Annotated in this window: 1 protein-coding gene; it reads left to right on the top strand. The window is 74.6% G+C overall.

The genetic code is table 11. The features are described 5' to 3' along the window. A partial coding sequence (locus KVS71_RS19330; RefSeq protein WP_217585334.1) for a hypothetical protein occupies positions 1 to 232 on the top strand: 232 nt, incomplete at both ends.

Below are 232 nucleotides of genomic sequence, written 5' to 3'. Positions count from 1 at the left end.
TGGGGTGCGGCGCCCGCTGCCGTGATCAGCATCGCCGGTCTGGGCACCCTGCCGGGCGCGCCGCCCGTGGTCTCCGGTCCCTTCGGGGCCTTCCCCCTCGACGTGTTCCGGGGGGGGGTCGACGGGAACCTCGTCGGCACCTCCCTCGTCACGCAGGGGACCGGGGCCCGGTTGCGCTCCGCCGGAAACCCGGGCTCGATCACCATCGTCGGGTGGATCTACGGGTTGGGGC

Source organism: Microbacterium sp. GbtcB4 (genome assembly GCF_019091465.1).
GTDB classification, from domain to species: Bacteria; Actinomycetota; Actinomycetes; order Actinomycetales; family Microbacteriaceae; genus Microbacterium; species Microbacterium paraoxydans.
The sequence above is the reverse complement of the archived record's forward strand: the minus strand, read 5'-3'. Positions and strand labels throughout refer to the sequence as shown.